Annotated in this window: 23 protein-coding genes; 13 read left to right on the forward strand and 10 right to left on the reverse strand. The window is 71.4% G+C overall.

Annotation, left to right across the window (positions count from 1 at the left end; all coding sequences use genetic code 11):
• The first annotated feature begins 27 nt into the window (after positions 1-27).
• Positions 28-1,479, forward strand: a complete 1,452-nt coding sequence (locus ACWDZ4_RS20915; RefSeq protein ID WP_451509907.1) for an NCS2 family permease — start codon at positions 28-30, stop codon at positions 1,477-1,479.
• A 69-nt stretch (positions 1,480-1,548) separates the two neighbouring features.
• On the opposite strand, the gene ACWDZ4_RS20920 is transcribed toward ACWDZ4_RS20915, so the two are convergent.
• Positions 1,549-1,734, reverse strand: coding sequence for a toxin-antitoxin system HicB family antitoxin (locus tag ACWDZ4_RS20920; protein WP_451509908.1), 186 nt, complete (start codon positions 1,732-1,734; stop codon positions 1,549-1,551).
• Between the two features lie 119 nt (positions 1,735-1,853).
• On the opposite strand from ACWDZ4_RS20920, the gene ACWDZ4_RS20925 reads away from it, so the two are divergent.
• Positions 1,854-2,291 carry a MarR family winged helix-turn-helix transcriptional regulator gene (locus ACWDZ4_RS20925; RefSeq protein ID WP_451509909.1) on the forward strand — a complete coding sequence of 146 codons (438 nt, stop codon included), beginning with the start codon at positions 1,854-1,856 and terminating at the stop codon, positions 2,289-2,291.
• Between the two features lie 43 nt (positions 2,292-2,334).
• Positions 2,335-3,708 carry an MFS transporter gene (locus ACWDZ4_RS20930; RefSeq protein ID WP_451509910.1) on the forward strand — a complete coding sequence of 458 codons (1,374 nt, stop codon included), beginning with the start codon at positions 2,335-2,337 and terminating at the stop codon, positions 3,706-3,708.
• Positions 3,709-3,777: 69 nt separating this feature from the next.
• Here ACWDZ4_RS20930 and ACWDZ4_RS20935 read toward each other — a convergent pair whose 3' ends face one another.
• Together ACWDZ4_RS20935 and ACWDZ4_RS20940 are read right to left on the reverse strand one after the other, a co-directional pair.
• Entirely contained in the window at positions 3,778-4,152 is a 375-nt protein-coding gene (locus tag ACWDZ4_RS20935; protein WP_451509911.1) for a fic family toxin-antitoxin system, toxin component, read from the reverse strand.
• Positions 4,149-4,427, reverse strand: coding sequence for a hypothetical protein (locus ACWDZ4_RS20940; protein ID WP_451509912.1), 279 nt, complete (start codon positions 4,425-4,427; stop codon positions 4,149-4,151). Before ACWDZ4_RS20940 ends, ACWDZ4_RS20935 begins: the two co-directional genes overlap by 4 nt.
• A 99-nt stretch (positions 4,428-4,526) precedes the next feature.
• Here ACWDZ4_RS20940 and thpR point away from each other — a divergent pair, with 99 nt between their 5' ends.
• Positions 4,527-5,096 carry an RNA 2',3'-cyclic phosphodiesterase gene (gene thpR / locus ACWDZ4_RS20945; RefSeq protein WP_451509913.1) on the forward strand — a complete coding sequence of 190 codons (570 nt, stop codon included), beginning with the start codon at positions 4,527-4,529 and terminating at the stop codon, positions 5,094-5,096.
• 186 nt (positions 5,097-5,282) lie between these two features.
• Here the strand turns inward: thpR and ACWDZ4_RS20950 are convergent, their stop codons facing one another.
• Together ACWDZ4_RS20950 and ACWDZ4_RS20955 are read right to left on the reverse strand one after the other, a co-directional pair.
• Positions 5,283-6,281 carry an aldo/keto reductase gene (locus ACWDZ4_RS20950; protein ID WP_451509914.1) on the reverse strand — a complete coding sequence of 333 codons (999 nt, stop codon included), beginning with the start codon at positions 6,279-6,281 and terminating at the stop codon, positions 5,283-5,285.
• 170 nt (positions 6,282-6,451) lie between these two features.
• A complete protein-coding gene (locus ACWDZ4_RS20955) occupies positions 6,452-6,856 on the reverse strand; it encodes a peptidase inhibitor family I36 protein (protein ID WP_451509915.1) in 405 nt (134 codons plus the stop codon).
• A 95-nt stretch (positions 6,857-6,951) separates the two neighbouring features.
• On the opposite strand from ACWDZ4_RS20955, the gene ACWDZ4_RS20960 reads away from it, so the two are divergent.
• The gene (locus tag ACWDZ4_RS20960; protein ID WP_451509916.1) at positions 6,952-7,260 is read left to right on the forward strand and encodes a hypothetical protein; all 309 of its coding nucleotides are present in this window, start codon (positions 6,952-6,954) and stop codon (positions 7,258-7,260) included.
• A 52-nt stretch (positions 7,261-7,312) separates the two neighbouring features.
• Here ACWDZ4_RS20960 and ACWDZ4_RS20965 read toward each other — a convergent pair whose 3' ends face one another.
• Complete coding sequence (locus tag ACWDZ4_RS20965) at positions 7,313-7,807, reverse strand: MarR family winged helix-turn-helix transcriptional regulator (RefSeq protein ID WP_451509917.1); 495 nt, start codon at positions 7,805-7,807, stop codon at positions 7,313-7,315.
• A gap of 181 nt (positions 7,808-7,988) precedes the next feature.
• Between ACWDZ4_RS20965 and ACWDZ4_RS20970 the strand changes: the two genes are divergently transcribed.
• Together ACWDZ4_RS20970 and ACWDZ4_RS20975 are read left to right on the forward strand one after the other, a co-directional pair.
• Positions 7,989-8,240, forward strand: coding sequence for a hypothetical protein (locus ACWDZ4_RS20970; protein WP_451509918.1), 252 nt, complete (start codon positions 7,989-7,991; stop codon positions 8,238-8,240).
• Positions 8,241-8,314: 74 nt separating this feature from the next.
• Positions 8,315-9,616, forward strand: a complete 1,302-nt coding sequence (locus ACWDZ4_RS20975; RefSeq protein WP_451509919.1) for an alpha/beta hydrolase family protein — start codon at positions 8,315-8,317, stop codon at positions 9,614-9,616.
• A gap of 150 nt (positions 9,617-9,766) precedes the next feature.
• Here ACWDZ4_RS20975 and ACWDZ4_RS20980 read toward each other — a convergent pair whose 3' ends face one another.
• Positions 9,767-10,456, reverse strand: a complete 690-nt coding sequence (locus ACWDZ4_RS20980; protein ID WP_451509920.1) for a GDSL-type esterase/lipase family protein — start codon at positions 10,454-10,456, stop codon at positions 9,767-9,769.
• Between the two features lie 58 nt (positions 10,457-10,514).
• On the opposite strand from ACWDZ4_RS20980, the gene ACWDZ4_RS20985 reads away from it, so the two are divergent.
• From ACWDZ4_RS20985 to ACWDZ4_RS20995, 3 genes are all read left to right on the forward strand, one after another.
• Positions 10,515-11,543: a WD40 repeat domain-containing protein gene (locus ACWDZ4_RS20985; RefSeq protein WP_451509921.1), complete on the forward strand. Its 1,029-nt coding sequence runs from the start codon at positions 10,515-10,517 to the stop codon at positions 11,541-11,543.
• A gap of 131 nt (positions 11,544-11,674) precedes the next feature.
• Positions 11,675-11,866 carry a DUF6381 family protein gene (locus ACWDZ4_RS20990; protein WP_450258595.1) on the forward strand — a complete coding sequence of 64 codons (192 nt, stop codon included), beginning with the start codon at positions 11,675-11,677 and terminating at the stop codon, positions 11,864-11,866.
• Positions 11,867-12,192: 326 nt separating this feature from the next.
• Positions 12,193-13,482, forward strand: coding sequence for an ATP-binding protein (locus tag ACWDZ4_RS20995; RefSeq protein ID WP_451509922.1), 1,290 nt, complete (start codon positions 12,193-12,195; stop codon positions 13,480-13,482).
• Between the two features lie 47 nt (positions 13,483-13,529).
• On the opposite strand, the gene ACWDZ4_RS21000 is transcribed toward ACWDZ4_RS20995, so the two are convergent.
• Positions 13,530-14,318 carry a TetR/AcrR family transcriptional regulator gene (locus tag ACWDZ4_RS21000; RefSeq protein WP_451509923.1) on the reverse strand — a complete coding sequence of 263 codons (789 nt, stop codon included), beginning with the start codon at positions 14,316-14,318 and terminating at the stop codon, positions 13,530-13,532.
• A gap of 98 nt (positions 14,319-14,416) precedes the next feature.
• On the opposite strand from ACWDZ4_RS21000, the gene ACWDZ4_RS21005 reads away from it, so the two are divergent.
• Entirely contained in the window at positions 14,417-15,382 is a 966-nt protein-coding gene (locus tag ACWDZ4_RS21005) for an ATP-binding cassette domain-containing protein (RefSeq protein WP_451509924.1), read from the forward strand.
• Positions 15,379-16,200, forward strand: coding sequence for an ABC transporter permease (locus ACWDZ4_RS21010; protein ID WP_451509925.1), 822 nt, complete (start codon positions 15,379-15,381; stop codon positions 16,198-16,200). The genes ACWDZ4_RS21005 and ACWDZ4_RS21010 overlap by 4 nt, the downstream gene beginning before the upstream one ends.
• On the opposite strand, the gene ACWDZ4_RS21015 is transcribed toward ACWDZ4_RS21010, so the two are convergent.
• Positions 16,190-16,828: a Uma2 family endonuclease gene (locus tag ACWDZ4_RS21015; protein WP_451509926.1), complete on the reverse strand. Its 639-nt coding sequence runs from the start codon at positions 16,826-16,828 to the stop codon at positions 16,190-16,192. The genes ACWDZ4_RS21010 and ACWDZ4_RS21015 overlap by 11 nt on opposite strands.
• Positions 16,829-16,990: 162 nt before the next feature.
• Complete coding sequence (gene serC / locus ACWDZ4_RS21020) at positions 16,991-18,109, reverse strand: phosphoserine transaminase (RefSeq protein WP_451509927.1); 1,119 nt, start codon at positions 18,107-18,109, stop codon at positions 16,991-16,993.
• A gap of 263 nt (positions 18,110-18,372) precedes the next feature.
• Here serC and ACWDZ4_RS21025 point away from each other — a divergent pair, with 263 nt between their 5' ends.
• Positions 18,373-21,291: an FAD-linked oxidase C-terminal domain-containing protein gene (locus ACWDZ4_RS21025; protein ID WP_451509928.1), complete on the forward strand. Its 2,919-nt coding sequence runs from the start codon at positions 18,373-18,375 to the stop codon at positions 21,289-21,291.
• Positions 21,292-21,298 lie beyond the last annotated feature (7 nt).

Below are 21,298 nucleotides of genomic sequence, written 5' to 3' on the forward strand. Positions count from 1 at the left end.
GTCCCCTCCTTCCGCATGAGGTCACGCATGTCTCCCTCGGCCACGGCTCCGGTCGACGCCAAGCAGCCGCCGTCTTCCCCGGAACCGAAGAACGGTCTCGACCGCTTCTTCAAGATCTCCGAGCGGGGCTCCACCGTTCCGCGCGAGATCCGGGGCGGTCTCGCCACCTTCTTCGCGATGGCCTACATCATCGTGCTGAACCCGATCATCCTGGGCAGCGCGAAGGACATGTACGGGCACCAGCTCGACGGCAGCGAGCTGGTCACCGCCACCGCGCTGACGGCCGCGTTCTCGACGCTGCTGATGGGCGTCATCGGCAACGTGCCGATCGCGCTCGCCGCCGGCCTCGGCGTCAACACCGTGGTCGCGCTCCAGCTCGCGCCCCGCATGAGCTGGCCCGACGCGATGGGCATGGTCGTACTCGCCGGTTTCGTCGTGATGCTGCTCGTCGCGACCGGCCTGCGGGAGCGCGTGATGAGCGCGGTGCCGATCGGCCTGCGCAAGGGCATCGCGATCGGCATCGGCCTCTTCATCATGCTGATCGGCCTGGTCGACTCGGGCTTCGTCTCCCGCATGCCGGACGCCGCGCACACCACCGTCCCGCTCCAGCTCGGCGCCACCGGCCAGCTCAACGGCTGGCCGGTCCTGGTCTTCGTCCTCGGCGTGCTGCTCACGCTCGCGCTGATCGTCCGCAAGGTGCCGGGCGCGATCCTCATCTCGATCGTCGTGATGACCGTCGTCGCCCTCGTCGTCAACGCCGTCGCCGACATCCCGTCCTGGGGCTTGACCACCCCCGAGTGGCCCGGCAATCCGGTGGCCGCCCCGGACTTCGGCCTGGTCGGCCAGGTCAGCCTGTTCGGCGGCTTCGAGAAGGTCGGCCTGCTGACCGGCGTCCTCTTCGTCTTCACCGTGCTGCTGTCCTGCTTCTTCGACGCGATGGGCACGATCCTCGGCGTCAGCGACGAGGCCAAGCTGCTGGACGAGAAGGGCAACCTGCCCGGCGTCAACAAGGTGCTGCTCATCGACGGCATCGCCGTCGCCGCGGGCGGCGCGACCTCCAGCTCCGCCACCACCTGCTTCGTGGAGTCCACCGCCGGTGTCGGCGAGGGCGCGCGCACCGGCCTCGCGAACGTCGTCACCGGCGGCCTCTTCGCCGTGGGTCTGTTCCTGACGCCGCTGGTCACGATGGTGCCGTCGCAGGCCGCCACCCCGGCTCTGCTCGCGGTCGGCTTCCTGATCCTGTCGGGCTCGGTCAAGGACATCGACTGGGCGGACCACACGATCGCGATCCCGGCGTTCCTGACCATGCTGATGATGCCGTTCACGTACTCGATCACGAACGGCATCGGCATCGGCTTCGTCAGCTTCTGCGTGCTGCGCCTGGCGGCCGGGCGCGGGCGCGAGGTGCCGGCGGCGATGTACGCGGTGTCGGCGGTCTTCGCCTTCTACTACCTGATGCCGGCGCTCAACCTCACGTAACGCGCAAGCCGCCTCGCGCAAGCGATCTCACGCAAGCGGCCTCACGCAAGCGGCCTCACGCAAGCGGCCTCACGCAATGCCGTCGTAGAACTTCTCCGTCTCGTCGACCGCCGTCTTGAAGCGTTCGTCGAAGTCGTCGCGAATGAGCGTCCGGACCACATAGTCCTGGACGCTCATTCCGCGTTTGGCGGCACGGTCCCGGAGGCGGTCGTGCAGCTCACCGTCTATCCGCAGGCTGAGCACTGTTGATCCCATGCGGGACAGCGTCGCCGTCCGGCCCCCGGCCGTACGTCACTTTCCGGAGTGGGCTCACTCGTACGGGTGAAGTGATGCTCCGACTGTATTTAGCGTGGGTAATGAGTTAGGCTAAATAGATGCCTGACCTGTCGCACGCCGGCAACGCTGCCGCTGTGAACTCCCTGCGCTCGGCCGTCATGCGGCTGGGCCGGCGCCTGAAGCACCAGCGCGTCGACGAATCGCTGAGCCCCACCGAGATGTCGGTACTCGGCACCCTCGCCCGCTGCGGCTCGGCCACCCCCGGTGAGCTGGCCCGCAAGGAGCACGTGCAGCCGCCCTCGATGACCCGCATCGTGGCGCTGCTCGAAGCCAAGGGACTGGTCAGGCTGGAGCCGCATCCCGACGACCGCCGGCAGAAGGTGGTCAGCCCGACCGAGACCGCCGAGGCGATGCTCGAGGAGAGCCGCCGCAAGCGGAACGCCTGGCTGGCCGGCCTCTGTGAAGGTCTGGACGAGGACGAATGGGCGAAGCTGCGCGCTGCCGCCCCCGTCCTGGAGAAGCTCGCACACCTCTGACCGCACCACCGACCCCGCGCGCCGCCAAGGAGGCGAACCCACTTTGAGTACGGGATCCGGAGCAGACTCCGCCCCCGCACCGAACACCCACCACGAGATACCCACCAGGGAACGCAAAGGGCCGAGCATGTTCTCGTCCCTGAAGATCCGCAACTACCGGCTCTTCGCGACCGGCGCCGTCGTGTCCAACACCGGCACCTGGATGTCGCGCATCACCCAGGACTGGCTGGTCCTCGACCTCACCGGGTCCGCGGCCGCCGTCGGCATCACCACGGCCCTCCAGTTCCTGCCGATGCTGCTCTTCGGCCTGTACGGCGGTGTCATCGCCGACCGGTATCCCAAGCGCACCCTTCTGCTCTTCAGCCAGGCCGCCCTCGGCCTGTGCGGTGTCGCGCTCGCCGCCCTGACGCTCTCCGGCCACATCCAGGTCTGGCACGTCTACCTGATCGCGTTCCTGCTCGGCATGGTCACGGTCGTCGACAACCCGGCCCGGCAGTCCTTCGTGTCCGAGATGGTCGGCCCCGGCCAGCTGCGCAACGCCGTCAGCCTCAACTCGGCGAACTTCCAGTCCGCCCGCCTGATCGGCCCCGCCGTCGCGGGCGTGCTGATCACGACGATCGGCAGCGGCTGGGCGTTCATGCTCAACGGCCTGTCCTTCCTCGCACCGCTCGCCGGCCTGCTGCTGATGCGCCAGAGCGAGATGCACAAGGTGGAGAGAGTGCCGCGCGGCAAGGGCCAGCTGCGGGAGGGCCTGCGGTACGTCAAGGGCCGCCCCGAGCTGATGTGGCCCATCGTCCTCGTCGGTTTCGTCGGCACGTTCGGCTTCAACTTCCCGATCTGGCTGAGCGCCTTCGCCGACGGCGTCTTCCACGGCGGCGCCGGGCTGTACTCCTTCTTCAACATTCTGATGGCGGCCGGTTCGCTGGTCGGCGCGCTGCTCTCCGCCCGCCGCCGCTCCTCGCGGCTGCGGATGCTGGTCGCCGCCGCGATGGCTTTCGGCGCGCTCCAGATCGCGGCGTCGTTCTCGCCCGCCCTGTGGCTGTTCGCGATGCTGCTGGTGCCGATCGGCATGCTCGGCCTGACGGTCAACATCACCGCCAACACGAGCGTTCAGATGGCGACCGACCCGGCGATGCGGGGCCGTGTCATGAGCCTCTACATGATGGTCTTCGCCGGCGGTACGCCGGTGGGCGCGCCGCTCCTCGGCTGGGTCACCGACACCTACGGCGCGCGCGTCGGCTTCGCGACGGGCGGTGCGATCTCGCTGCTGGCGGGCATCGGCGTGGCGATCGTCCTGGCGCGCCTGGGGGGCCTGCGCCTCAAGGTGGACCTGCGCCGGGGCCACCAGCACGTGGCGTTCGTCCCGAAGGAGTCCGATGAGCCGGTACGCCGGAAGGAACTCGCGACGGTGGCGTGACGTGTTCGCGCGTTCTGTCTGACGATCGCGGCCCCGGACACGGAATGTCCGGGGCCGCGATCGTTCCGGCTACTGCTGGGCCCAGCGGTCCAGATGCCTGGCGAGGACGCGCACGCCCTTGGCCCCGGGCCGGACTGCGGTCAGGGCCTCCCGCAACTGCTCCGGCTCGGGGCGCAGCCGGAAGCCGTTCGCCCCCATGAAGGAACGCGCCGCGCCGAACGCCAGGGTCTTGTTGTCGTGCTCAAGGGGTTCGAGCAGGGCGATCGTCTGCATCAGAGCCGCCGCCTTGAGGTGCACGGACTGGTACACCTCGTAACCGAAGGCCTCGGCCCTGGTGCGGGCGCAGGCGGCGATCAGGGAGCCGAGACCGTCCGGCTGGGGATCGCCGCGAAGCTCCTCGGCCGCCCAGAGCAGATCGCCGAGGTCCAGATGGTTCGTCGTCATGCGGCAACGGACTGCGTACGGGGCGGTGCGCCGGCGTCGTCCTCCGTGTGCTGCGCCGCCTCCTCCACCCTGTCGGCCGCGTCGATTTCCGCGAGTACGTCGCCGTACAGCTCCATCGTTTCGCGGAACGCCGCCTTGAACCGCTCCTCGAACTCGTCTCGCTGGAGCGTCGTGACGACGTACTCCTGGACCGTCATGCCGCGAGCCGCAGCTCGCTCCTTGATCGCCTCAAGGGAGTCACTGTCTATGCGCACGCTGAGCATCCTGGTAGCCATGCGCTCATGCTTGCATGTTGTCTGCGCAGGTGAGAGCCGAAGCATACGTTCGGGTGGGTGGCGACCGCAGTCGATCACCACGTACCGGAAACTGGTCGTATGAGACTCTTCGCCGCCGTACTTCCGCCCGCCGGGGCCGTCGACGAACTCGCCGTCGCCGTCGACCGGCTGCGCGCCCTCCCCGGCGCGGACGACCTGCGCTGGACGGGCCGTGACGGCTGGCACTTCACGCTCGCCTTCCTCGGGGAGGTGGACGGAGAGCTCCTGCCGGCCGTCGAGGAACGCTTCGGCCGCGCCGCCGCCCGCCAGGACCCCTTCCCCCTCCGCATCCACGGCGGCGGACGCTTCGGGCAGCGCGCCCTGTGGGCCGGGGCGGCGGGCGGCCTCGACGCGGTGCGGCTGCTCGCGGACCGCGCGGACGCGGCGGCGCGGCGGGCCGGGGTGGCGATGGACGAGCACCGGGCGTACAAGGCGCACCTGACGATCGCCCGCAGCCGCACGGGGCTGAACGCGGACCTGCGGCCGTACGTCGAAGTGCTCGCCCCCTTCGAGGGCACGGCCTGGACGGTGGGTGAGCTTGCTCTCGTCCGCAGCAGCCTGCCGGTGCACGGGGTGCCCGGCGCGCGGCCCCGGTACGAGCCGGTGCGGGTCTGGCCGCTGGGGCGCTGACCGAGGCCCTGCCCCCGTCCGGTTACGCTCGACGTGTGGACCCGAAAAGCAGAAACCGGATCATGGCCGGTGTACTCGTGCTGATGTTCGTCGTCGTCGCCGTGGCGGCCGCGGTCGGCGGCTGACCGGCCGGCCGGGCAGGGCCGGCCGACCGGGACCGCCGCGGCGACGTCCTACGGGCCGGGCCTACCAGGCGAAGGCTTCAGGAGACGGCCCCGGCCCCGGGAAGATCTCGTCCAGCGACGCCAGCACCTCCTCCGACAGCTCCAGCTCGACGGCGCGCAGTGCCGACTCCAGCTGCTCCGCCGTACGCGGTCCGACGATGGGCCCGGTGACCCCCGGCCGGGTGAGCAGCCAGGCCAGGGCGGCCTCGCCGGGCTCCAGCCCGTGCTTGGCCAGCAGGTCCTCGTACGCCTGCACCTGCGCGCGGACGGTCGTGTTCGCGAGCGCGTCGGCGGACCGCCCGGAGGAGGACCGGGCCGCCCCGCCCTCGCGCTCCTTGCGCAGCACGCCGCCGAGCAGCCCGCCGTGCAGCGGCGACCACGGGATGATCCCGAGGCCGTACTCCTGCGCGGCCGGAACGACCTCCATCTCGGCGCGCCGCTCGGCGAGGTTGTAGAGGCACTGCTCGCTCACGAGCCCGTACGACCCGAGCCGCCGCGCGGTCTCGTTGGCGCGCGCGATGTGCCAGCCGGCGAAGTTGGACGATCCGGCGTACAGGATCTTGCCCTGCTGGACGAGTACGTCGATGGCCTGCCAGATCTCCTCGAACGGAGTGTTCCGGTCGACGTGGTGGAACTGGTAGATGTCGATGTAGTCCGTCTGGAGCCGCCTGAGGCTGGCGTCGACGGACCGCCGGATGTTGACGGCGGAGAGACGGTCGTGGTTGGGCCAGGTCGGTGTGTCGTCCGGCGTCATGTTGGCGAAGACCTTGGTGGCGAGGACGGTCTTGTCCCGCCGGTCGCCGCCCTTCGCGAACCAGGAGCCGATGATCTCCTCGGTGCGGCCCTTGTTGGCGCCCCAGCCGTAGGCGTTGGCGGTGTCGAAGAAGTTGAGGCCGGCCCCGAGGGCGGAGTCCATGATGCTGTGGCTGTCGGCCTCGCTGGTCTGGGGCCCGAAGTTCATCGTGCCGAGGACGAGGCGGCTGACCTTGAGTCCCGTGCGTCCGAGTTGCGTGTACTTCATGGGCACCAAGCCAACGCCTTCGAGCGCGCTCGAAGCAAGAGGGCGTGCGCGGAAGGCGGGACCGACTCCCCGGCCCTGCTCAGCCCGGCCCGGCCGTGACGCCCGACGGCGACTGCCCCGCCAGGTGAGTGGCGGGGCGGCTCTGCGCACATGGCCGTACGGACGTCGGGTCAGCCGCAGGAGCCGCTGATCCACCGGTGCGACTTGAGCATGTACGTACCCGCGAGGTTGCCCCGCGCGCCTTGCGGCGTGCAGCCCTTGCGGGTGTTGTAGTTCGCCCACTGGTAGTAGGCGACGCCGCTGGCCGAGCTGGTGCCCCGGTTCCACACCGACTTCACATGGTGCGTCTGGGACCAGGAACAGCGGATGGAGCCCTGGGTCCAGTCCTCGTCGGCGACGCTCCAGGAACACTTGGAGCCGGTGCCGCTCGTTCCCGTGTAGAAGCAGACGTTGCCACTGGCGCACGCCCCCCACTCCTGCGCGTCGGCCGGAGCCGCGGACGCCATGGGTGCGGATACGGTGGCGAGGAGGGCGGCCGTGCCGAGGCCGGCCAGCATCGTACGAGTCTTGTGCATGGTCTGGTGCTTCCTCTCCGTCGAGTTTCCCCCGTCGCCCCGGGTCAGTGGGGCGACGCGGCCACGCTAAGGAAGCGGCGAGGAGACGGACAAGGGTGCCGAATGAGCCAACGCCCGCCGGGAGTGCGGCCGTTGGAGCGGTACGCCACACCCTCGGTCTCTGCGGGAGAGCGCGCACGATCACCACGGCGACGCCCTCGCCCGGCCGGGACCGGGCCGAGCTGGTGCTGTGCGCGGGGCCGGGTGACGACCACGCCGTCCGGCCGGTCGCGGGCGAGACGGAGTGCGGGGAGTGCCGCAGGGAGGCGGCGGCCCGAGCGGCGGGCTTCGGCGCCCGGCCGCAGGAGGGGGCCGTACGGCTGACCTGGCGGGAGCGGGTCGCGGCGGCCACCGGCACGGCGTGAGGCGCGTGAGGCGCGTGGGGCGCGGCCCGGGCCGTCGAACGGTGGGCGGAGTTCAGGAGTCCCCGGCGGCCTCAGCATTGGCGATCACTCTGCGCAGTACCTTGAGCGCTGCCACGTACTCCTCGTCGCTGACGCCCTCGTGGACCACGGCGCGCACCTCGGTCACCAGCGCGCGCAGCCGCACCCTGGCAGCCTCCCCGGCATCGGTGAGGTGCAGGCGCTGCCCGGCGTCGTTCCGGAGCCAGCCACGGTGGAGCAACTGGTCGACGACCCGCGCGATGTCGTACGGCCCGTCCGCCAGGGGGGTCAGCCGGCCGACCACCTCCTCACGGCTGGGCGGCACGGGGCCGCCGTTCACGCTGTTCAGCACCCAGTACTGCGGCTGCGTGACGTCAACCCCGGCCATGGCGTCCCGCAGATGCCGGGTGACCGCCGCATGGGCGCGGCCGCTCCAGTAACCGACGGGCTGGGTGGCCAGCATGTCGTCGGTGGCGGCAGGATCGGCCGGCGCCTGGTCGGTGGTGGTGGTTTCCGCCTGCGGGTTCATGATCTTGACGCTATATCTGCTGGGCGTACGTGAACACCCCGAACCTGCTCAGTCGTCTCACACCACGCCGTGGCACAGCCCCGGCACCGGCCGAAGGGGCGGGGCCCGGGGTCTGTCGCCACGTGCTCTGGGCCGGTGCACCGCGGTCGGGTGGTACGCCGCCGTGGACGGCCCCGTGCCCATGCGGAATGCGATCCAGATGGTGACACCCGATCTCGACTCCGCCGACGACTACCGGAACACACTGCTCGGGATTGCCCGCACCCTGACCTTCACCGATCCGTCGCGAGCCACGGCCGACGGTCGGGGCCGGGAGCCGGAGGCGCCGACCGGCGCCGCCGCCATGCGGAACGACTTCGGACAGCACCGACCGGGCTGGGTCGGCCATCGGTCGACGGTCAACGGTCAACGGGCCGCCGTAGTAGGGCAGTGACCGGGCGTCCCCTAGGGGGCGCAGGCGACCCTCGCCGGATGTGGCGCCGGGGCCGTGGTGCCTACGGTTGCCGCATGGTCAACATTCGTCGCCGTACCGCAGCCGTCTTACTCGCGCTCACGCTGCCGCTGTCGCTGCCCGTCGTCTCGGCGGACACGGCCCTCGCGGCCTCTGCCCCGCCCGCTTCCGCGCCCGGCCCCCGCACCGGCCAGCTCCAACTCCCTCTGCCCACCGGCCCGTACGCCACCGGGCGTCAGACCCTCCACCTCACCGACAAGAGCCGACGCGACCCGTGGATGCCGTCGGCGGGGGCGCGGGAGCTGATGGTGTCGATGTACTACCCGGCCCGCCCCGGGACCGGCGGCCGGGTCGTTGAGTACATGACGACCGAAGAGGCCCGGCTGCTGCTGGAGAGTCAGGGGTACGCGGGTGTCTTCCCGCCCGAACTGCTCAGCTCCACCCGCGCCAACGCGCGCACGGGCGCCCGCCCGGCAGCGGGCCGGCATCCGCTCGTCGTGCTCTCGCCCGGGTTCTCGCTCAACCGCGCCACCCTCACCCTCCTCGCCGAGGAGCTGGCCGGGCGCGGTTACGTCGTGGCTCTGATCGACCATGCCTACGAGTCCGTCGGAACGGCGTTCCCCGGTGGCCGCACCCTCACCTGTGTCGCGTGCGAGAAGGTCGAATCGGTGCCCGACGGCAAGGAGAGCAGGGCGGTACTGGCCTCCGTCGCGAACGGCCGGGCGGCTGATGCCTCCTTCGTGCTCGACGAACTGACGCGTCGTCACCCGGTGTGGAAGGACGCGGGGATGATCGACGGCAAGCGGGTCGGGATGGCCGGGCACTCCATCGGCGGCAACAGCGCCGCCCGTGCCATGGCGTACGACAGCAGGATCCGGGCCGGGGTGAACATGGACGGCACGTTCTTCGCCCCTGTTCCCGTCGGCGGGCTCGACGGGCGGCCGTTCATGATGCTCGGCACCGATTCGCTCCACCACCCCGGCGGCAAGGACAAGAGCTGGGACAAGGGGTGGAAGCGCCTGGACGGGTGGAAGCGCTGGCTGACCGTGACCGGTTCCGGCCACTTCACCTTCATCGATCTGCCGGTGCTGGGCGGCCAGTTGGGCGTAAGCGACCCCGAGGTCCCGCTGCCCGGGAAGCGGTCCGGTGAGATCACCCGTGATTACGTCGGCGCCTTCTTCGACCAGCACCTGCGCGGGATGTACCGGCCGCTGCTGGACGGGCCTTCGTCCGCGAACCCGGAGGTGAACTTCCAGTTCCGGCCCGGTCGGTCGCGGGGGAACGCGTCGGTGGAGGGGGTGAGTCCGACGACCGTGCCGGTGGGGCCGACGGGTTCGCCGAAGTCGAGGGTCGGCTGACCTCGGTCGGACGGCCCTGGCACCGCTGATCCTGATGCCCGCTCTGGCCTGCCTGCTGTTCCGGAGGCTGCCCGAGTCGGCCGTGCCGCCCGTGCCGGAGTTCGAGGCGCCGGTGCCTGCCGACCGCCTGGGCCCCAAGTCCCGGTGAATTCAGGGGTGGTGGGGGTACGGGGCCCCCAGGCCCCACTGCGCGTGCATCGCGTCCGCGAAGGCCGCCGCCAGTTTGTGTTCGCCCGTCGGGCCCGGGTGCGTGCCGTCGTACGTGTCCTGGTGGATGTCGTACGCCGGGTGGGGCGCCGCCAGCAGCAGCGGGGACGTCCCGGGCGCGTCGAGGTTCGCGACCGCCTTGGAGAGGAACTCGTTGAAGCGGACGCACTCGGCGGCGAACGGGGCGTCGGACTCGGCCCGGACGTTGGGGACGACCGGGTGGATCGCGATGCGGACGCGCGGGTTGGCGGCGCGGGCCTCGGCGACGAAGCGCTCCGCGTTGTCGGCGGTCTGCGCCGCGTTCGTGTAGAAGCCGAGGTCGATCAGGCCCAGGGAGACCAGGAGGACGTCCGCCCCGGACGAGGCGACCGTCTCCCGGATCAGGGGCGCCATATGCAGCCAGCCCTCGCCCCAGCCCGACAGGTGGCGGCGGGCGTGCGGGGGGAAGGCCGGATCGGCGTACGCGCGGGAGACCGGGGCGTCCGCAGAGGCGTCGTACAGCTCGGTGCGGGGGCCGACGACCTCGAAGGGGCCGCCGAATGACGCCACCAGGTGCTGCCACATGCGGTAGCGCCACGTGAAGTCGCCGGCGCGCCCGACGGTCATGGAGTCGCCGACAAACAGGAAGCGCATTGCGTCATCATCCCGGATCACCGCCGTGGCCTGCGACGTGATGATGAACACTTGGGCCATGCGCTCGCTCTCGTACGCCGCCGCTCCCGTTGTCGCTGTTGCCGCCCTCCTGTTGGGCGCGGCCGGCACCGCCGTCGCCGCCGACGACGGCTTCACGATCAAGGACCCGCGGATCACCGAGTCCAGCGGCCTGGCCGCCAGCCGCATCCACCCCGGCGTCTACTGGACGCACAACGACAGCGACGACGGGGCGTTCGTCTATGCCGTGGACTCCAGGAGCGGAGAGACGGTCGCGACCCTCACCCTGCGCGGGGTCGGTGCGCCGCGCGACGTCGAAGCGATCTCGATCGGAGCCGACGGGAACATATACGTCGGCGACATCGGCGACAATCTGGGCGGGACCTGGGACCACGTCTGGATCTACCGCTTCCCCGAGCCCGGGAAGCTCGGCGACGCGACGGTCGAGGCGACGCAGTTCACGGTGGAGTACGCCGACGGGGCGCGCGACGCCGAGGCCCTGATGGTGCATCCCAGGACCGGCCGGGTCTACATCGCCAGCAAGAACGAGGACGGCGGCGGGCTCTACGAAGGGCCCGCCCGGCTGTCGGCCGGCGGTACGAACGTCTTCCGGCGGGTGGGCGAGGTGCCGTGGGTGACGGACGGGGCGTTCTCGCCGGACGGGAAGGAGCTGGTGCTGCGCTCCTACCTCAGCGCGCGTGCGTACGAGTGGAAGGCCGGGGGCGGGGCGGGGGGCGGGGGGCGGCTGGGGGCCGACCGGGGAGTGGGCGCGCCGTTCCAGAGGCAGGCCGAGTCGGTGACGTACACCGCCGACGGTACGGCCATGATGTTCGGCTCCGAGGGCGTCGGGAGCGAAGTCGAGCGGGTGGGGGTGAAGGGCCGGGAAGGCGGCGGGGGAGGGCAGAGGGCTGGGGCCAAGTCCCCTTCCGGGGAAGGGGGTTCGAGTGGTGGCGGTGAGGGGAGCGGCGACGGCGGTGAGGGTGACGGCGAGGTCACTCTGGGGCTCGTCGTGCTCGGGGGCGTGGTGGCCGCGTTCCTCGGGCTGAAGCGGCGGGGGCGGCGGCCCTAGACGGGGGCGGCGGCCCCAGAGGCGACGATCCCAGGGGGTGGCGTAACGGAGGGTGACGGTTCGGCGTGCGGGGGTGACGGGTTGCTGCTTCGCTGGAGGGGACCCGCTCTTCCTAGCGTCAAGGAGTGACGATGAGCGTTGCAGGCGAATCCCGTGGCCGCGTACAGCAGATGCGAGACAAGGCCGAGCAGCTGAAGCAGGCGGCGGAGCGTGCGACCGACCCGCAGGAGCGTCAGAAGCTGCAGGAGAAGGCCCGGCGGCTGCAGGAGCAGAGCCAGCAGGAGGGCGCGATGGGCGGCCAGGGGCAGTACCCGCCCGACTAGTCGAGCCGGCCCTCGGCGTCATCAGCGCCCTGCGTGCTGAGCGCCGTACGCGATCAGCACCCTGAGTGATCAGCACCCTGAGCGATCACCCCCCTCACGAGTCGATGGCCTTCCGTTCCGCGCACGCGGGCGGGGGGCCGTCGGTCCGTTCCCGGGAACGGACCGACGGCCCATTCGCCCGTTCCCCCACTCGTTCACCGGCCGCCCTGGCTACGGACGGAACGTCGGGTTTCCCGCCGGGGATTGTGCACAGCGGCGCAGGACCCGCCGCACCGTCGCCCCTAGCCTCACCGGAACAACACCAGCACCTACGAGGGGCGGTACCGGTGAACTGGCTGATCCATGACTACCGCGAGAGCGATCTCGCGGCAGTGGTCCACCTGATCGACACCACGGCCGAACTCGGGCAGGAGTCGGTCTTCTCGCTCGCCGAGTGCATCGGTGCGCTCACCTCGCGGCAGCCCGCCGTCGTCGCCGTGCACCAGGGCGTCCCCATCGGCGCGGCGCTCGCCTGCGTGGCCGGGGAGCGCGCCTGGGTGATGCGCATCGCGATCTCCTCGGCCTGGCGCGGGCGGGGACTGGCCAGCGCCCTTCTGGTGGAGCTGGAGCGGCGGCTCGTCGCGGCGCGGGTGGGGCGTATCGCGTATGTACTGCCCGAGGAGGACCTGCTCGGCGAAGGGCTGCTCAACGCGGGTTACACGCGCCAGCCGGCCGTGGCGTACTTCGAGAAGGTCGAGCCGCTGCACGGCCCCGCGGCCAATCTCCTGGAGGACCTGGGCGGGCGGTTCCTGCCCGGTGACCTCTGGGCGAAGGTGGCCGGCATGGAGGCGGAGAAGGACCTGATCGAGCGGCGCGTCGTACTGCCGCTCGCGCAGCCGGAGCGCGCCGCCCGGCACGGGGTCCGGCCGCCGCGGGCGATCGCTCTTTTCGGGCCTCCCGGGACCGGCAAAACGACGTTCGCGAGAGGCATCGCCTCCAAGCTGGGCTGGCCGTTCGTCGAGCTGCTGCCGTCGCGGCTGGCCGACGAGGGCAATCTCGCGGCGGCCCTGCGCGACGCGTTCGCCCGTATCGCGGAACTGGAGCGGGTGCTGGTCTTCATCGACGAGGTGGAGGAGATCGCTCCGGTACGGACCGAACCCGCCCAGCCGGGCGGGATGCACGGAGTGACCAACGAGCTGCTCAAGCTCATACCGGGCTTCCGGGAGGGCGACGAGCGCCTGCTGGTGTGCGCCACCAACTCCGTCCGGTCGCTCGACCCTGCGTTCCTGCGCCCCGGCAGGTTCGACTACCTGATCCCCATCGGTACGCCGGACACGGCGGCGCGGGCGGCGATCTGGGCCCGGTACACGGACGGCCGGGCCGACGTGGACGTGGCGGTGCTGGTCGCGGCCAGCGAACTGTTCACCCCGGCGGACATCGAGCACGCGGCCCGCATCGCCGCCCAGGCCGCGTTCGAGCGGGACCTGGAGGAGATCGGGGCCGGTACGGGCGACCCGCGCGCGCTGGGCGCGAGCACCGAGGACTACCTGGCGGCGATCGCGCAGTGCAGGCCGACGGTGACGCCCGAGATGATCGACCAGTTCGGCGCGGACATCACGGCGCACGCGAGGTTCTGAGGGCGGCCGGGTGGCCGGGCGGGCGGGTGGCTGGGCGGCGCCGGGGGTCACTCCTCGGCGCGCTCCGCCACCAGGGTCTCGAAGCCGTCGATCAGCCGGCGCAGGCCGAATTCGAAGTGGTCGAAGCCGGTGGAGAAGGCGTCCTCGGAGAGTGCGGCCATCAGTGGGAACTCGCCGCTCGCCATGGCCCTTTCGAGGTACGGCCGCTGGCCCTCCCAGAAGTCCTCGTGACTCAGCCCCGTCTCCTTGGCCGCCTCGTCGGACTCTGCCTCCATGCGGGCGATGCCGACGACGAAGCTCTGGACAGTGATGATCGCCGAGATCAGTTCGGCGTCGCGTAGGCCCATGCCCTTGAGGCCGGCCAGGGACACTTCCAGGCCGCGCACCGCGCTGGGGCCGAGGACGGTGCGCGCCTGGTTGATCTTGAGCAGCCACGGGTGGCGCCGCAGGAGGCCGAGGTGGGTGCGGGCCATGGACTCGACGGCGGCCCGCCAGTCCACCGGTTCACGGGTGTCGACGGCGTCGAGCGGCTCACCCTGCACGCGGTCCAGCATCAGATCGAGCAGTTCGGCCTTGCCGGGCACGTAGCGGTACAGCGACATGGTGCCGGTGCCGAGTTCGGCGGAGAGGCGGCGCATCGACACGGCGTCCATGCCCTCGGCGTCCGCGATCCCGACGGCGGTGGCGACGATGCGGTCGAGCGTGAGGCCGGGCTTGGGGCCGCGGCTGGGGCGGTCGCCCGTACCCCAGAGGAGTTCGAGGCTGCGGCCGATGTCGCCACTGCCGCTCGTAGCGCCTGTACCGCTCGTGTCGCCCGTACCGCTCGTCTTCTTCATGGGGCCACCTTAAATCTCCTGGACGAAAACTGGGTACGGTGTACTCTCATTCGGGTACGCCGTACCCAGTTGTGTCGTGAACGGGAAGGGAGCCCTTGGTGAGTGCCACCGATTGCGCCGTGCGGGCGGAAGGAATCCAGAAGAGGTACGCCGGGAAGTCCGCCCTCGACGGCTTCGACCTCGCCGTCCGCGCCGGCACCGTCCACGGCCTGCTCGGCCCCAACGGCGCGGGCAAGACGACCGCCGTGCGCGTCCTGGCCACGCTGCTCAGGTTCGACGGCGGCCGGGCGGAGGTCGGGGGCGTGGACGTGGCCCGTGAACCCCGGCTCGTACGCCGCCGGATCGGCCTCGCCGGCCAGTACGCGGCGGTCGACCAGGTGCTGACCGGGCGGCAGAACCTGGAGATGTTCGGCCGCCTCTTCCATCTGGGCGGGAAGCGCGCGAGGGCGCGGGCCGGTGAACTCCTGGAGCAGTTCGACCTGGTGGAGGCCGGAGACAGAGGGGTGGCCACCTACAGCGGTGGGATGCGGCGCCGGCTCGATCTCGCCGCGTCGATGATCCTCGCCCCGCAGGTGCTCTTCCTCGACGAGCCGACGACCGGGCTCGATCCGCGCGGGCGGGGCGAAGTGTGGGATGCCGTACGCGCTTTGGTGGCCCGCGGTACGACCGTACTGCTGACGACCCAGTACCTGGACGAGGCCGACAGGCTCGCCTCGCGCATCACCGTCATCGACCGGGGGCGGGCCATCGCCGACGACACCCCGGACGGGCTGAAGAACCGGGTCGGCGGCGACCGTATCGAAGTCGTCGTCGCACGGGCGGCGGACCTCGCGGTGGCCGCGAAGGTGATCGCCCGGGTCTCGGAGACCGGGCCGGAGACGGACGGCGCGGCGCTGCGGGTGCACGCGCAGGTGGGCGACCGGGTGGCGGCGCTGACAGAAGTGGCACGGACGTTACGGGACGAGGGGATCGTGGTGGAGGACATCGGACTGCGCCGGCCGAGCCTGGACGACGTGTTCCTGCGCCTGACCGGACACCGTACGGAACTGGAGGCCGCGGCATGAGTACGGCGGATGTGTGCCTGACGGGACCCGAGCGACGGCTGTACTGGGCGCTGGCCGACTGCTGGAACGTCACCCGGCGCACTCTCACCCACTACCGGCGCCAGCCCGTCGCCATCGTCTGGCAGCTCGGCTTCCCGATCGTCTCTGTGCTGCTGTACGGGTTCGTCTTCGGCGAGGCGATGGCGGTACCCGGCGGCGGGGACTACCGGGAGTTCTTGATGCCCGGAATGTTCGCCTCGACCATGGCCTTCGGGTTCATGAACACCACGGTGGCCGTGGTCACCGACTCCACGAAGGGCGTCGTCGACCGTTTTCGCTCCATGCCGATGGCGCCGTCCGCGGTGGCGTCGGGGCGGGGGCTGTCCGATCTGCTGGTCGCCTGCGCCGAGTTGACGATCCTGGCGGGGACCGCGCTGCTCATCGGCTGGGAGGCCGAGGGCGGCGCGCTCGCGGCGGTGGGTGCCTTCGGGCTGCTCCTGTTGCTGCGCTTCAGCCTGATCTGGGTGGGGGTGTGGCTGGGGCTGCTCGTCCCCGACGCGGAGGCGGCGGGGGGACTGTACGCGGTGGCCTTCCCGCTGACGATGATCTCCAGCATCTTCGTGGCACCGTCCCTGATGCCGGGCTGGCTGGGCCCGGTCGCCGCCTGGAACCCTGTCTCGTCGACGGTCACGGCGACCCGTGAGCTGTTCGGGCAGCCGGTGAGCGGCGGTACGTGGATCGAGGAGAACGCGGTGCTGATGGCGGTGGTCTGGCCGCTGGTGATCACGGCGGTGTTCCTGCCGCTGGCGGTGCGGCGCTTCCAGGGGCTCAGTCGGTGAGGGGGCGGGCCTCTCGGGCCTTGCGCTGCCCGGTTTTCACGAGCGCCGCGACGTCGAGCGTGACCTCGGCACCGATGGAGGCGGGGAGAGTGGCCTGCTGGCCCGGTGCGTAGACCTGGTGGTTGTCGTAACCGCCGGCCACCGGTTCGGTGAGGACATGGACGCGGCCGTGTTTGCGGTCGACGATGACGTAGACGGGGATTTTGGCTTCGCCGTATACGGCCACCTTGTTCCGGAGATCGTTCCGGTGGTTACTGGAGGTCACTTCCAGTACGAGCCGGAAAACTGCGGGGTCATAGCAGTTGTTCTCGACGAGACGGCCGTCGATGTCGGCATCCACGAGGGCAAGGTCAGGGATGGCGTAGTCCTCGCCGCCCGACGGCAGCCACAGACCCACGCCTTGGAGGATCTCGGTCTCACCGTCGCCGAGACCGACTTCCAGGAAGGGGCGCATGAGTCTGGTCAGCACGCTCGCATGGGGGGCATCCGGCGGTGGGGCCACAGTGATCGTGCCTCCGAGGATCTCGACGCGGTAGCCGGGGAGCCGGTCCATGAGGATGTTGGCCTCTTCGAGCAGGGTCGGCGGCTCGTCGTCGTCACAGGGGTGCTCGACTGCGGCTGCAGACATTGCGGGCCTCCTGGATGGCTGGTGTCGAGAGCATCATCGTAGGGCGGTGTGCCGGTGCGTGCCCTGTAGGTGATCGTCCACCCGGCCGAGTGAACGCGAAGGGGCCCCGGCGCAGCAGCTGCGCCGGGGCCCCTCGCTCGTACTCGTACCTCGTGTACCTGCTTACAGCTTCTCGATCACGTAGTCGACGCAGGCCGTCAGGGCCTGGACGTCGGCCGGGTCGATCGCCGGGAACATCGCCACGCGCAGCTGGTTGCGGCCCAGCTTGCGGTACGGCTCCGTGTCCACGATGCCGTTGGCGCGCAGCGCCTTGGCGACGGCCGTGGCGTCGATCTCGTCGGAGAAGTCGATCGTGCCGATGACCTGCGAGCGCTTGGCCGCGTCGGTGACGAACGGCGTCGCGTACTTGGACTCCTCGGCCCAGCCGTACAGGTTGGCCGCGGAGGCCGCGGTGCGGCGGGTCGACCAGTCGAGTCCGCCCTGCGTGTTGATCCACTCCAGCTGGTTGTCCAGCAGGAAGAGGGTCGCGAGGGCCGGGGTGTTGTACGTCTGGTTCTTGAGGGAGTTGTCGATCGCCGTGGGCAGGCTGAAGAACTCCGGGATGTGGCGGCCGGACGCGTGGACGCGCGCGGCGCGCTCCAGGGCGGCGGGGGAGAAGACCGCGATCCACAGGCCGCCGTCGGAGGCGAAGGACTTCTGCGGGGCGAAGTAGTAGACGTCGGTCTCGGCGATGTCGACCGGCAGGCCGCCGGCGCCGGAGGTGGCGTCGACCAGGACGAGGGAGCCGGCGTCGGCGCCCTCGACGCGCTTGACCGGGGCCGCGACACCGGTCGAGGTCTCGTTGTGGGTGAAGGCGTAGACGTCGACGCCCGCCTCGGCCCGCGGGTCCGGGTGCGTACCGGGGTCGGAGGCGATCACGGTCGGGTCGTCCAGCCAGGGCGCCAGCTTGGCGGCCTTCGCGAACTTCGACGAGAACTCGCCGAAGTTCAGGTGCTGGGACTTCTGCTCGATCAGGCCGTGGGTCGCGATGTCCCAGAAGGCGGTGGAGCCGCCGTTGCCGAGGATCACCTCGTAGCCCTCGGGGAGCTGGAAGAGGTCGCGTACGCCGTCGCGCACCGAGCCGACCAGGTTCTTGACCGGGGCCTGGCGGTGGGACGTACCGAGGAGGGACGTGCCGGTGGCGGCCAGGGCGTCCAGCGCCTCCGTACGCACCTTGGAGGGGCCCGCGCCGAAACGGCCGTCGGCGGGCTTCATGTCAGCGGGAATCTGGATCTCAGCCACGAGCCGGAGCGTAGCCGGTCCGTGGGGGTGCTGGGGACGCGTGTCCGGCCGGTGAGACGTGGGCTCCGGCGGGTGAGACGGCGGAGGCGGGCGCACGGGCGGGGCGTGGGAGGGGTGCGGGCGGGGCGCGGGAGGGATGCGGGAGGGATGCGGAGGGGGCGGGGGAGAGGTGGGGCCGGGGTGCGGCCGGGGTGCGGGAACGGTGTGGCTTCGACGCGGGAACGGCCGGTTCGGGCAGGGGGCGCGGGGGCATTCTTGGGTGCATGTCCGAACAGAGGAACGCGTGGCGCAGGTCCGACACGGCGGCGCTGGCGCGCGAGCTGCGCGGGGCCGTCCGCGGTGAGGTGGCCTTCGACGCGGCGGCGCGCGCTCTGATGACGATGGACGCCTCCAACTACCGGCGCGTGCCGCTCGGCGTCGTCGCCCCGCGCGACACGGAGGACGTGGCCGCCGCGCTCGCCGTCTGCCGGACGTACGGGGTGCCCGTCGTGCCGCGCGGCGGCGGCACGTCGATCGCGGGACAGGCGACCGGCACGGGCATCGTCCTCGACTTCACCCGGCACATGCGCGCCATCACGGAACTGGATCCCGAGACCCGTACGGTCGTGGTCCAGCCGGGCGTCGTCCTCGACGATCTGCGGGCCGCCGCGGGGGTGTACGGGCTGACGTTCGGGCCGGACCCCTCCACGCACAGCCGCTGCACGCTCGGCGGCATGATCGGGAACAACTCGTGCGGCTCGCACTCGGTGGCGTGGGGAACGACGGCCGACAACATCTACGACCTCTCGGTCGTCCGTTACGGCGGCGGAGAGGAGCTGCGCCTCGGCCGGGGCCGGCGCAGCGACGCACCCGAAGGACTGCGCGCACTGGTGAACGGCAGTCTCGCGCTCCTGCGCACCGGGTTCCCCGAACTGCCGCGGCGTATCTCCGGATACGCACTGGACGCGCTGCTTCCCGAGAACGGCGTGAACGTCGCGCGGGCGTTCTGCGGAAGCGAGGGAACGCTCGCAGTGATGAGCAAGGCGACCGTACGCCTGGTGGACGCACCCCGCGCACGGGCACTCGCCGTTCTCGGGTACGCCGATGAGAGCGCCGCCGCCGAGGCAGCGCCCGCGCTCCTTCCGTACGGCCCGCTCACCGTGGAGGGCATGGCCGAGGACCTGGTGCCCGAACGGGAGCGGGCCCTGCTGCCGCGCGGCTGTGCGTGGCTGTTCGTGGAGACGGGCGGGGACACGCCGGCCGAGGCGCTCTCCCGTGCGCGACAGCTGCTGAAGGCCGCCCAGGCGCTCGACGCAGAGGTCGTCACGGGACCGGCGCAGCAGCGCGCCCTGTGGCGCGTCCGCGAGGACGCCGGCGGTACGGCGACGCGGATGCCCGACGGGAGCGAGGCATGGCCCGGCTGGGAGGACTGCGCCGTACCGCCCGCACGGCTCGGCGCGTACCTGCGCGACTTCAGGTCCCTGCTCGCCGAACACGGCCTGCGCGGCACGCCCTACGGCCACTTCGGCGACGGCTGCGTCCACGTCCGTATCGACTTCGACCTGCTGAGCGGGAGCGGCGTACGGCGCTTCCGCGCGTTCTCCGAGGAACAGGCGGAACTCGTCGTCGCGCACGGTGGCTCGCTCTCCGGTGAACACGGCGACGGGCAGGCACGCGCCGAACTGCTCCCGAAGATGTACGGGAACGAACTCGTGGCGCTCTTCGGCCGCTTCAAGGACGTGTGGGACCCGGCCGGCGGAATGAACCCGGGCATGCTCGCCCGCCCCGCGCGGCTGGACGAGAACCTGCGCTTCGCGGTGCTGCCCAGGGAGCCCGTCGACGTCACCTTCGCCTACCCCCACGACGGCGGGGACTTCTCCGCCGCCGTACGCCGCTGTGTGGGCGTCGCCAAGTGCCGGACGGAGACGCCGCCGGGAGCGGGCGTCATGTGCCCCTCCTTCCGCGCCACCGGCGACGAACAGCACTCCACGCGCGGGCGCGCGCGCCTGCTGCACGAAATGCTCGCAGGGGAGGTCGTCACGGACGGCTGGCGGTCGGAGGAGGTGCGCGGCGCCCTCGACCTGTGCCTGTCCTGCAAGGGGTGCCGGAGCGACTGCCCGGTGGGCGTCGACATGGCGACGTACAAGGCGGAATTCCTGCACCACCACTACAGGGGCCGTGTGCGCCCCGCCGCGCACTACGCGATGGGGTGGCTTCCGGTGTGGCTGCGTGCGGCGGCGCCGTTCGCGCGTGTGCTGCGGCACGCTTCCCGGGTGCGTCCGGTGGCCGCTCTCGTGAAGCGCCTGGGAGGCATCGCACCGGAACGCGACCTGCCCGCCCTCGCGCCCGGCACCTTCAGGAGCTGGTGGCGGGCCCGGAACCGGGCCGGGCGGCAGCCGTCCCGTGCGTCCGGCGCCAGGACGGTCGTGCTGTGGCCCGACACCTTCACCGACCACCTCTCCCCGGACGTCGGACGGGCCGCCGTGCGCGTGCTGGAAACGGCCGGTCTGCGGGTCACGGTGCCCCCGCGGCAGCTGTGCTGCGGTCTGACGTACGTCTCGACCGGACAGCTCGACAGGGCCCGCGCGGTCATGCGCCGCACCCTGGACGGCATGGAACGCGCCGCCGGGCTGCCCGTCGTCGTCCTGGAACCGAGCTGTGCGGCCGCGCTCAAGGCGGACCTCCCCGAGCTCCTCCCGGACGACCCGAGAGCGGCCGCGCTCGCCTCCTCGGTACGCACCTTCGCGCAGGCACTGGAGGAGTACGCCCCGCACTGGCGGCCACCCGTGATCGACCGCCCGGTCGCCGGCCAGACGCACTGCCACCAGCACGCCGTACTGGGCGACGCGGCAGAACAGCGACTGCGCGAGCGGGCCGGCCTCACAGGGCCCCTCAGCGGCGGCTGCTGCGGCCTCGCCGGGAACTTCGGCTTCGAGCGCGGCCACTACGACGTGTCGGTGGCCTGCGCGGAGGAACAGCTGCTCCCGTCGGTGCGCGAGGCCGCACAGGGAACGGAGCTCCTGGCGGACGGCTTCTCCTGCCGCACCCAGCTGGAACAGCTGGCGGGCCGCCGGGCGAGGCACCTGGCGGAGGTACTGGCCGAAGGACTCGCGGAGAGGCCGGTGGAGGGGGCGGTGGGGGCGGAGGAGCTGGTGGAAAGACCGGCGGAGGGACCGGCGACCCGGTCGGCAGAGGGGCTGTAGACGGGAC

Source organism: Streptomyces sp. NPDC003016 (genome assembly GCF_053591455.1).